This is a genomic window from Streptomyces sp. SID486, from assembly GCF_009865385.1.
Classification (GTDB): domain Bacteria; phylum Actinomycetota; class Actinomycetes; order Streptomycetales; family Streptomycetaceae; genus Streptomyces.
Genome location: NZ_WWJT01000639.1, coordinates 1 through 10,468, shown reverse-complemented (window position 1 = coordinate 10,468; position 10,468 = coordinate 1). Strand labels below are relative to the sequence as shown.

9 protein-coding genes are annotated in these 10,468 nt (G+C 71.3%); 8 read left to right on the top strand and 1 reads right to left on the bottom strand.

All coding sequences use genetic code 11. The annotated features are described in order from the left end of the window. The first annotated feature begins 820 nt into the window (after nt 1–820). The 8 genes from GT045_RS29975 to htpX all read left to right on the top strand — a co-directional run bounded on the left by GT045_RS29975 (nt 821) and on the right by htpX (nt 9,482). The gene (locus GT045_RS29975) at nt 821–1,789 is read left to right on the top strand and encodes a complex I subunit 1 family protein (RefSeq protein ID WP_161336090.1); all 969 of its coding nucleotides are present in this window, start codon (nt 821–823) and stop codon (nt 1,787–1,789) included. Then, nucleotides 1,789–2,349, top strand: a complete 561-nt coding sequence (locus GT045_RS29970; RefSeq protein ID WP_161336089.1) for an NADH-quinone oxidoreductase subunit I — start codon at nt 1,789–1,791, stop codon at nt 2,347–2,349. The genes GT045_RS29975 and GT045_RS29970 overlap by 1 nt, the downstream gene beginning before the upstream one ends. Next, nucleotides 2,346–2,966, top strand: coding sequence for an NADH-quinone oxidoreductase subunit J (locus GT045_RS29965; protein ID WP_161336088.1), 621 nt, complete (start codon nt 2,346–2,348; stop codon nt 2,964–2,966). Before GT045_RS29970 ends, GT045_RS29965 begins: the two co-directional genes overlap by 4 nt. Then, the gene (nuoK, locus tag GT045_RS29960) at nt 2,966–3,340 is read left to right on the top strand and encodes an NADH-quinone oxidoreductase subunit NuoK (RefSeq protein WP_161291199.1); all 375 of its coding nucleotides are present in this window, start codon (nt 2,966–2,968) and stop codon (nt 3,338–3,340) included. Before GT045_RS29965 ends, nuoK begins: the two co-directional genes overlap by 1 nt. Further along, a complete protein-coding gene (locus GT045_RS29955; RefSeq protein WP_161336087.1) occupies nt 3,337–5,331 on the top strand; it encodes an NADH-quinone oxidoreductase subunit L in 1,995 nt (664 codons plus the stop codon). The genes nuoK and GT045_RS29955 overlap by 4 nt, the downstream gene beginning before the upstream one ends. Nucleotides 5,332–5,337: 6 nt before the next feature. Further along, entirely contained in the window at nt 5,338–6,912 is a 1,575-nt protein-coding gene (locus tag GT045_RS29950) for an NADH-quinone oxidoreductase subunit M (RefSeq protein ID WP_161336086.1), read from the top strand. Next, nucleotides 6,909–8,426: an NADH-quinone oxidoreductase subunit N gene (locus GT045_RS29945; protein ID WP_161336085.1), complete on the top strand. Its 1,518-nt coding sequence runs from the start codon at nt 6,909–6,911 to the stop codon at nt 8,424–8,426. The genes GT045_RS29950 and GT045_RS29945 overlap by 4 nt, the downstream gene beginning before the upstream one ends. Before the next feature lie 189 nt (nt 8,427–8,615). Beyond that, nucleotides 8,616–9,482, top strand: coding sequence for a zinc metalloprotease HtpX (gene htpX / locus GT045_RS29940; protein ID WP_161336084.1), 867 nt, complete (start codon nt 8,616–8,618; stop codon nt 9,480–9,482). A 782-nt stretch (nt 9,483–10,264) separates the two neighbouring features. Here the strand turns inward: htpX and GT045_RS40105 are convergent. After that, the coding region (locus tag GT045_RS40105) for a hypothetical protein (RefSeq protein WP_237538979.1) at nt 10,265–10,468 on the bottom strand (204 nt) is incomplete at its 5' end.

Sequence of the window (10,468 nt, the reverse complement as noted above, 5' to 3'; positions counted from 1 at the left end):
CGGCCAGCCAGCCCACGGCGACAGCCCCGGCGGAAGGCCCGGCAGCCGAGGCATCGGTGGCCCACGAGCCCGCCCCGGCGCCCCCGGCCGCCCGCCCGCGCCGCGCGCGCAGCGCCTCACAGGGCTCGGCCTCTCAGCAGCGCACCGAGGCCCAGGAAACGACCCCGCCGGAACGGCCCTCACCGGAAGCGACGGAACCGGCTGCCTCCACGGCGCCGACGGAACCGGCTGCCTCCACGGCTCCGAAGGAACCAGCTGCTCCGGCCGCGCCGGAGGAACCGGCTGCTCCGACGGAGCCACAGGAACCGGAAGCACCGGAAGCACCGGAAGCACCGGCAGCACCGGCCGAGTCCGGCGGCGCCGCCCGCCCCGCCCGCCGGAGCACGGCCCCGCGCAGCTCGGACGCGCCCTGGCATCACGCGCGCCCGGCCTTCGAGGCACCGGAACGGAGCCCCGGCCCCCAGCCGGAGCAGGCGCCCGAGGCCGGCCGGACAGCCGCCCCCGAGCCGCGCCCCGAGAACCCTGGGAACCCCGAGACCCCTGCGAACCCCGAGGCCCCTAGGAGCCCCGAGACCCCTAGGGGCCCGGAGACCCCTACGGACCGCGAGACCCCTACGGACCGCGAGACCCCTATGGACCGCGAGACGCCTAGGGACGGCGAGACCCCTGGGAACCCGGAGACCCCCAGGGACCCCGGGAATCCTGAGCGCTCCGAAGAATCCGCGCCCCCAGAAGACCCCGGGACCCCGCGCCGCCCCCGAGAAGACCCCAGCGGCACCCCCGACCATCCCGACCGTCGCGACCCCTCAGGAGGCCCGCAGTGAACGGCGTACTCGACGTCGCCCTGCGACTCCTGGTCGTCTTCGTCGTCTTCCTCACGTTCCCGCTGATCGTCGGCCAGACCGAGCACAAGGTGATGGCCCATATGCAGGGCCGCCTCGGCCCGATGTACGCGGGCGGTTTCCACGGCTGGGCGCAGCTCGTCGCCGACGGCGTGAAGTTCGCGCAGAAGGAGGACGTGGTCCCGGCGGGTGCCGACCGGCGTGTATTCCAGCTCGCCCCCGCCGTCGCCCTGCTGCCGTACCTCCTCGTGCTGCTCGCCGTCCCGATCGGCCCGGGCGAGGGCGCCGTCGGCCAGGTGCTGGACGCCGGTGTGTTCTTCGTCCTCGCGGTCATGGGCGTCGGGGTGCTCGGCTCCCTGATGGCCGGCTGGGCCAGCGCCAACAAGTTCTCCCTGCTCGGCGGCCTGCGTACGGCCGCTCAGCTGCTCGCCTACGAGCTGCCGATGCTGCTGACGGCGGCGTCCGTCGCCATGGCGGCCGGCACGGTCTCCCTGCCCGGCATCCTGCACGCCTTCCACTGGTGGTGGGTGCCCTGGCAGCTCGTCGGCGCGGTCGTCTTCTTCGTCGCCGGACTCGCCGAGCTGCAGCGCCCGCCGTTCGACATGCCGGTCGCCGACTCGGAGATCATCTTCGGCGCTTACACCGAGTACACCGGCCTGCGCTTCGCCCTGTTCCTGCTCGCCGAGTACGCGGGCATCGTCGTCCTGTGCGGCTTGACCACCGTCCTCTTCCTGGGCGGCTGGCACGGTCCGTGGGGTGCCGACGGCCTCGGCTGGGTCTGGACCCTGCTGAAGGCCGCGGTCCTCGCCTTCCTGGTCATCTGGCTGCGCGTGACCTATCCGAGGCTGCGCGAGGACCAGCTGCAGAAGCTCTCCTGGACCCTCCTCGTCCCCCTGTCCCTCGCCCAGATCGCCCTCACCGGCATCGTCAAGGTGGTGATCGGCTAATGGCCCCCATCCCCGGCTCCGGCCTCGCCAAGGGTCTGGCCGTCACCCTGCGCACGATGACGAGGAAGACGGTCACCGAGCAGTACCCGGACGCCCTTCCCGAACTGCCGCCCCGCAGCCGCGGGGTGATCGGGCTGTTCGAGGAGAACTGCACGGTCTGCATGCTGTGCGCCCGCGAGTGCCCGGACTGGTGCATCTACATCGACTCCCACAAGGAGACCGTGCCGCCCGCCGCCCCCGGTGGCCGGGAGCGCAGCCGCAACGTCCTCGACCGCTTCGCGATCGACTTCTCCCTCTGCATGTACTGCGGTATCTGCATCGAGGTGTGTCCTTTCGACGCGCTGTTCTGGTCACCCGAGTTCGAGTACGCCGAGACCGACATCCGTGACCTCACCCACGAGCGGGACAAGCTCCGCGACTGGATGTGGACCGTGCCGGCCCCGCCCGCCCTGGACCCCGGCGCGGAGGAACCCAAGGAGATCGCCGCGGCCCGCAAGACGGCCGAGAAGCTGGCCGCCGCCCAGGCGGAGTCCGAGGAGCGGCAGGAGGGACAGTCATGACCTTCGCCGCGACCGCGGGCCTCGCCCAGGCCCAGCACGGCTTCCTGTCCCCGACCGGTGTCGAGATCGCCTTCGTGCTCGTCGGCCTGGTCACCCTCGGCGCCGCGCTGATCACCGTCACCACCCGGCAGCTGGTGCACGCGGCCCTGTGGCTGGTGGTGGCCCTCGGCGGTCTCGCCGTGGAGTACCTGCTGCTCACGGCCGAGTTCATCGCCTGGGTGCAGGTCCTGATCTACGTCGGTTCCGTCGTCGTCCTCCTGCTGTTCGGCCTGATGCTGACCAAGGCCCCCATCGGCCGCTCCCCGGACGCCGATTCCGGCAACCGCTGGGCCGCCCTGGCCGTCGCGGGCGCCGCCGCCGTCGCCCTGGTGTGGGTGGTCGTGGACGCCTTCCGCGCCACCTGGATCGACCTGGACGGCCCGGCCGCAGGCACCACCGAGGTCACCGGCACCAGCCTGTTCCGGCACTGGGTGCTGCCGTTCGAGGCCCTGTCCGTGCTGCTCCTCGCGGCACTGGTCGGCGCGATCGTCCTGTCCCGTAAGGCCGGGGCGGACGCGGCCTCCGGCCCCCCTGCCGCCGCCGACGTCCTCCCCGGTGACAAGGAAGGCGCCCGCTGATGCACCTCGCCTATCCCGCCGTGCTCTCCGCCCTCCTGTTCTGCACCGGCCTGTACGGCGTCCTCGCCCGCCGCAACGCGATCCTGGTCCTGATGTCGGTCGAGCTGATGCTCAACGCCGTCAACCTCAACCTGGTCGCCTTCGACGTCTGGCTCAGCCGGGCCGCGAAGGAGACCCTGCACTCCGGCCAGGCACTGACCCTGTTCACCATCGCCATCGCCGCCGCCGAGATCGGCATCGGCCTGGCGATCGTGCTCGCCGTCCACCGCAACCGCGGCACCGCCGACATCGACAAGCTCCGCGACACCGCCGAGGGCCCCGAGCCCGAGGGCCCCGGCACCTCCGCGGCCGAGAAGGCTGAGGCCCCCGCGTGACCACGACCAACCTCGCCGTACTCGTCCCCCTCCTGCCGTTCCTCGGTGCCGCGGCCGGACTGCTGCTCGGCCGCACCGCCCCCGGGTTCGCCCGTCCGCTCGCCGTGCTGCCGCCGCTGGCCTCGCTCGTGCTGGCCGCGCTGGTCGCCGTACGCCAGGGCGGCGACGCCGCCGTCGACGCGCACACCGAGCTGACGCCCACCGGGTCCGTCCCCGTCGAGCTGGCCCTGCACATCGACGGTTTCGCCGCGCTCGTCGCCGTCCTGGTGGCGTTCGTCGCGACCTGCGTGCAGATCTACTCCACCGGCTACCTGCGCGACGACCCGCGCTACCCGTCCTACGCCGCTCTCGTCTCCCTGTTCACCTCCGCGATGCTCCTGGTCGTCTACTCCGGCGACCTGATCGTGCTGCTGGTCGGCTGGGAGGTCATGGGCATCTGCTCCTACTTCCTGGTCGGCCACTACTGGGAGACCTCCGAGGCCCGCACCGCCTCGCTCAAGGCATTCCTGGTCACCAAGCTCGGCGACGTGCCGTTCCTGATCGGCCTGTTCGCCCTGGCCACCGACGCCGGCTCGTTCCGCATCACCCGCGTCCTCGGTGCCGTCGCGAGCGGTGGCATCGACCACCCCACGCCGATCGCGCTGCTGCTGCTCGCGGGCGTCGCCGGCAAGTCGGCACAGTTCCCGCTGCACACCTGGCTCCCGGACGCGATGGCGGGCCCGACGCCCGTCTCGGCGCTGATCCACGCCGCGACGATGGTCGCCGCCGGTGTCTACTTCGTCGCCCGTCTCCTCCCGCTCTTCGAGTCCTCGCAGGCCGCGATGGTGGTGCTCGCGGTGATGGCCGCCGTCACCATGGCCGGCTCCGGTCTGGCCGCGCTCGCCCAGGACGACATCAAGCGTGTCCTCGCCTACTCGACGATCGGTCAGCTCGGCTACATGACCGGCGCCCTCGCCGTGGGGGACCGCGGTGCCGCCGTCTTCCACCTCCTCGCGCACGGTGCCTTCAAGGCGCTGCTGTTCCTCGCCGCCGGTGTGATCATCCACGCCGCCGGCACCAACTCGCTGGCCGCCATGTCGCGCATGCACGGCCTGCGCGACCGCGTCCCGGACGCCTACTGGACGATGACCGTGGCGCTCCTCGCGCTCGCCGCGATCCCTCCCTTCAGCGGCTTCTTCTCCAAGGAGTCCGTCCTCGGTGCCGCCGAGCACGTGACCGCCGGCCACACCGAGCACGCTCCCGGCGCCGCGGGCTGGATCGTCCTCGTCGCCGGTCTGCTCACCGCCCTGCTGACGGCCGTGTACGCCGCTCGGCTGTGGCTGCTGGCCTTCCGCGGCCGGGGCGCCGAGGCCCCCGACCACGGCCGGCAGCCCCTGACGATGACCGTGGTGCTCTGGGTGCTGGCCGTCCCCTCCCTCGCCTTCGGCGGGTTCGCCTACCGCTCGCTGCCCGGCTGGTTCGACGGCCGCGATCTGACCCCCACCCTGCTCACCTCGATCCTCGGCACGGGCCTCGCCCTCGTCGGCGGGCTGCTCACCTACGGCGCCTGGCAGCGCACCACCGCGCTCGCCGCCCGCACCCCGCTGGGCGCCGTCGCCGCCCACCCCGAGGGCGACGCCGGACTGGTCGAGGCCGAGGCCATCGCCGCACACGAACCGGCCTACGGCGACATCGCCTATGCCCCCGACCCGGCGGACCCGGCGCGGCTGCTGCTCGGCCCGCTGCACCGGCACGCGGCCGCCGGCTTCCACCTCGACGCCCTGTACTCGGCGCTGTTCGTCCGCCCGGTCCAGGCCGCGGCGAGTCTGGTCCGGTTCCTGGACCGCGAGGTCGTCGACACCTACGTACAGGCCGCCGCAGCCGGGCCCCGGCTGCTCGGCGCCGCCGTACGCCGTGCACAGAACGGCAATGTGCAGACCTATGTGAGCGCGCTGCTCGCCGGCACCGTCGTCCTGGCGGTCGCCGTCCTCCTCGTCGCCACCGGAGCGTGAGCAGGCGTGATCGATATCAACGAGTCAGTGATGCAGTTCCTTCTCGCGTTCGTCGTCGTCGGCCCGCTCCTCGGAGCCGTCGCCGCTCTCCTGCCCGCCCCGCCCGGACTGAAGGGGAAGTCCCCCGCGCAGGCCGTGCTGCGGCACGGGGTGACCGTCACCGGCGTGATCCTCATCGCCGCGATCGCCCTCGCGCTCGGCTTCGACCACGACCACCCGTCGAAAATGCAGGCCACGACCGACATCAGCTGGATCCCCGCACTCGACGTGCGGATCCACCTCGGCGTCGACGGCATCTCCCTGCCCCTTCTGGTCCTGACCGCGCTGCTGACCTTCCTCTGCGCGCTCTACTCCTACTTCAAGCCGCCGTCGGGCCCGTCCCCGAAGGCGTTCGTCGCCCTGCTGCTCCTGCTCGAGTCCGGCACCCTCGCCACTTTCGCCGTCCTCGACCTGCTGCTGTTCTTCCTCGCTTTCGAGACGGTGCTCGTCCCGATGTACTTCCTCATCGCCCGCTGGGGCGGCGAGGGCCGGACCCGGGCCGCCTGGAAGTTCATCCTCTTCACGCTGCTCGGCTCCGTGGTCATGCTGCTCGGCCTGCTCCTGATCGGACTCAAGGCGGGCACGTTCGACATGGTGGCACTCGCCACTGACAACGGCCGGTCGCTGACGGCGTCCGTCCAGGTCATCGCCGTTCTGGCGATCGGGATCGGGCTCGCGGTGAAGACGCCGATGTGGCCGCTGCACAGCTGGCTGCCCGACGCCCACACCGCGGCGCCGACCGTCGGCTCCGTCATGCTGGCCGGTGTTCTGCTGAAGATGGGCACGTACGGTTTCGTCCGCATCCTGCTGCCGGTCGCGCCGCACGGCTTCCACACCTTCGCGCCGTACCTCGCCGCGTTCGCCGTCGTCGGCATCATCTACGGATCGCTGGCCTGCCTGGCGCTCGCCAAGCGGGGCGTCAAGGGCGACCTCAAGCGGTTGATCGCCTACTCCTCCGTCGGCCACATGGGCTTCGTCCTGCTGGGCATCGCCACCATGACCCCGACCGGCGTCAACGGCGCCCTGTTCGCCAACATCGCCCACGGCCTCATCACCGGCCTGCTGTTCTTCCTGGTCGGCGCGGTGAAGGACCGCACCGGCAGCACCGACCTCGACACGCTGGCCGAGGAGACGGGCGCCGCGCTGTACGGCAGGGCCCCCCGCCTCGGCGGCCTGCTCGCCTTCGGCGCCGTAGCCTCCCTCGGCCTGCCAGGGCTCGCCGGATTCTGGGGCGAGATGCTCTCCCTGTTCGGCGCGTTCAAGCCCGCCGCCGGCCTCAGCCGGCCGGCCTTCCTCACCTTCATGGCGGTCGGCGCGTTCGGCACCCTGCTCACCGCCGCGTACATGCTGATCGTGGTCCGCCGCGTCTGCATGGGCGGCGCGGAGCAGGAGCGGCCGGAACTGGCCGACGTCCGCGGGTACGAGTTCGCCGCCTGGACCCCGCTCGTCACCCTCACCGTCCTCGCCGGACTGTGGCCGAAGGCCCTGCTCGGCCTGACCGACCCGGCCGTGCAGCAGCTCCTCGCAGGAGGCACCCGATGAGCGCCCAGCCGCTTGCCGAGTCGCTGGTCCAGTCCGTCGACTGGCTCGCGATCGCCCCGCCCACCGTCGCGGCCGTCGTGGCGCTCGCCGTCCTCGTCGCCGACCTGTTCGTACCGGAGTCACGCAAGGCCGTGCTCGGCTGGGTGTCGGTCGCGGGCCTCGCCGCGGCGGCCCTGATGCTGCTGCCCCTGCTGGACGGCGACCGCAGCACCTTCTGCGTCAGCGCTACCACGCGCGCGTGCAGCTACACCGCCGACCGTTTCACCCTCGTCATCCAGTTCCTGGTCCTCGGCGGCGCCCTTCTCGCGGCTCTGCTGTCCGTCACGAACGTGGACGACGACCGACGGCGGGTCCCGGCCGGCGAGTTCTGGTTCCTGCTGCTGTCCTCCGCGGCCGGTGCCGCCCTGCTGCCCGCCTCCCGCGACCTGGCCACCCTGATCGTCGCCCTGGAGGTCGCCTCGCTGCCCGCCTTCGCCCTCGTGGGCATCCGGCACGGCGACGAGCGGTCCTCCGAGGCCGCCCTGAAGTTCTTCCTGTCGTCGGTCACCGCCACCGCGGTCAGCCTGATGGGCATCAGCTTCGTCTACGCCTCCACCGGCACCCTCTACCTCACCCAGGTCGCCCAGCGCCTGCCGCACGTCGACGGCCAGCTGCACACGCTCGCCCAGACCGGTGTCGTCCTCACCCTCGTCGGCTTCGCCTTCAAGACGGCCGCCGTGCCCTTCCACTTCTGGGTGCCCGACACCTACGTCGGCGCGCCCCTGCCCGTCGCCGCCTACCTGTCGGTCGTCGGCAAGGCGGTCGGCTTCTCCGGCCTGATCCTCGTCACCGTCGTCGCGTTCCCGTCGTACGCCGACGTCTGGGGGCCGGCACTCGCCGCACTGGCCGCCCTCACCATGACCGTCGGCAACGTGGCGGCCCTGCGGCAGCAGGCCACGCGCGCGTACAGCGCCGTACGACTGCTCGCCTGGTCCTCCGTCGGCCAGGCCGGCTACCTGCTGGTGCCGATCGCCGCCGCCGGCTACGGCAAGGACCCCGAGAAGGCGATCGGCTCCACGGTCGCCTACGCCCTCATGTACGCCGCCGTGAACCTCGGCGCGTTCGCCGTGGCCGCCCTGGTGGGCCGCAGTCGTTCAGGCAACCGGATCAGCGACTACCGGGGCCTGTACGCCACGAACCCGGTCACCGCGCTTCTGATGGCCTTCTTCCTGCTGTGCCTGGCCGGCCTGCCGCCGGGTGTCATGGGCCTGTTCGCCAAGGTCACCGTGTTCTCGACGGCCGTCGACGCGGGCCTCGGCTGGCTGGCCGTCGTCATGGCCGTGAACGTCGTCATCGCCTTGTTCTACTACCTGCAGTGGGCGGCCCTGCTGTTCCGCGCCCCTGAGGGCGAGCCCGCGCGGCACCGCGTCCCGGCGCCCCTCACGGCTGCCCTCGCCCTCACCGGCGTCCTCGGCGTCGCCCTGTCCGGAGCCCCCCAGCTGGTCCTCCGTTTCGCGGCCACCGGACTGTTCTAGGAGTCGGCACGCGCGCGTGGGGGACCCGTTCCGCACGCGCGCGTGCGGTCGAACGAGCACGTCACCCGCTCGGCCGACACGCGCCGCCGTACGCGCCAGGGAACTCGTGGCCGCCGCCTGGCGTTGTCATCAGCGGGAGGGTCCACTGGATCAGAGTGTTCCCCAGCTGCACGACTTGGAGGGCGCACCGTGCACCGCCGGCACAACGGGCTCAGGACCGCAGTACTCCTCGGGGGTCTGTCCGCACTCATCATCGTCATCGGTGGCTTCTTCGGCCGCACCGGACTGATCGTCGCGGTTGTGGTGGCGCTGGGCACGAACGCGTACGCGTACTGGAACAGCGACAAGCTCGCACTCCGCGCGATGCGCGCCCGCCCGGTCAGCGAGTTCGAGGCTCCCGAGCTGTACCGGATGGTGCGGGAGCTGTCGACGCAGGCCCGTCAGCCCATGCCCCGGCTGTTCATCTCCCCGACGGAGGCCCCCAACGCCTTCGCCACGGGCCGCAACCCGCGCAACGCGGCCGTGTGCTGCACCGAGGGCATCCTGCGTCTGCTGGACGAGCGCGAGCTGCGCGGCGTCATCGGCCACGAGCTGAGCCACGTCTACAACCGGGACATCCTCATCTCCTCGGTGGCCGGCGCCCTCGCCTCCGTGATCATGTTCCTGGTGAACTTCGCCTGGCTCATCCCGGTGGGCCGCTCGGACGACGACGAGGGCCCCGGCCTGTTCGGCATGCTGCTGATCATGCTCTTGGGACCGCTGGCCGCCACCTTGATCCAACTGGCCATCAGCCGCTCCCGGGAGTACGAGGCGGACGCCTCGGGTGCCCAGCTCACCGGCGACCCGCTCGCTCTCGCCAGCGCCCTGCGCAAGCTGGAGGTGGGCACCAAGCAGCTCCCGCTGCCCCCTGAGCCCCGGATCGAGACGGCGAGTCACATGATGATCGCCAACCCCTTCCGTCCGGGCCAGGGACTGTCCAAGATGTTCTCCACGCACCCGCCGATGGCGGAGCGCATCGCCCGGCTGGAGAAGCTGGCAGGACCGCGGAGCCGATAGACCGGACCGCGAGACCGCGAGACCGATGGTCCGCTGGATCTTTGATCGCTGTCAGTGAAGCTGTGGCCGGGGCCGGGGCCGGGGCCGGGGCCGGGGCCGGGGTCGGGCGGTCCGCGGGCCTGTGGGGCCCTGTGAGGCGTGTGGTCACTTCTGGCCACAGGGCTGCCCCCAGTTTGTGCGCCGATCAACACGCTCCTTCACCACCGGAGCAGACCTGCGGCTGTCAGATCAACGGATGAGCAGAGTTTCCCGGCTTCCGTCTGTCGCTAGATCTGGTGACAAGCGTGCTGGGCGCTTATTGCCGTGGCTCGGGTTTCGAGTTGACTCCCCCGATAGGTGAGACGAGGATCGGGAATGAGCCGCTTCCGAGCGTGTGTCTTGCCCTTTCGGGTCGACGGCAAAGAGAACCCCGAGCTGTAGGTCGGTTGACGTCCGACGATGTCCGGAGAGACGCCTCGGGGTTATTTTGCCCAGCCGCGGAGACGATTTCGGGTGTTTCTCGGCCTTCACATCGCCGGACGTACGTTCGTGAGCGATCGGCAACTCCACGACAGGTCGGCACTGAGCGCGTCATATCACCGGGCGTCGAATTCACAGTGCTGGGCAAGAAAGAAAGGAACGGGCCCGTGAGGCACACGCGCAGGCAGAAGATAGCGACAGCAATAGTGTCGGCGGTAATGGCGGGAGGGGTTGCCGCCTTGGGCGTTCCTGCCTCAGCGGCACCGGCCGCAGCGTCCAGCATTCAGACGCACGCCAAGGCGGGCGTCTCGCAGGCCAAGCAGTCAGTACCGGAAAAGCCGTGCAAGGGACAGAAGTGCAAGAACAAGAGTAAGAACAAGAGCAGGGGCGGTAATACCCAGGGCGGTACGCAGGGCAGCGGTCGCGGCAACACTCAGGGCGGTACGCAGGGTGGCGGCCGGGGCAACACTCAGGGCGGCACGCAGGGTGGAGGCGGCGGCAACACCCAGGGCGGTACCCAGGGTGGC

Coding starts and splice junctions, on each gene's coding strand:
- nuoK (WP_161291199.1), top strand. CDS start 2,966: ATGCACCTCGCCTATCCCGCCGTGCTCTCCGCCCTCCTGTTCTGCACC.
- GT045_RS29965 (WP_161336088.1), top strand. CDS start 2,346: ATGACCTTCGCCGCGACCGCGGGCCTCGCCCAGGCCCAGCACGGCTTC.
- GT045_RS29970 (WP_161336089.1), top strand. CDS start 1,789: ATGGCCCCCATCCCCGGCTCCGGCCTCGCCAAGGGTCTGGCCGTCACC.
- GT045_RS29945 (WP_161336085.1), top strand. CDS start 6,909: ATGAGCGCCCAGCCGCTTGCCGAGTCGCTGGTCCAGTCCGTCGACTGG.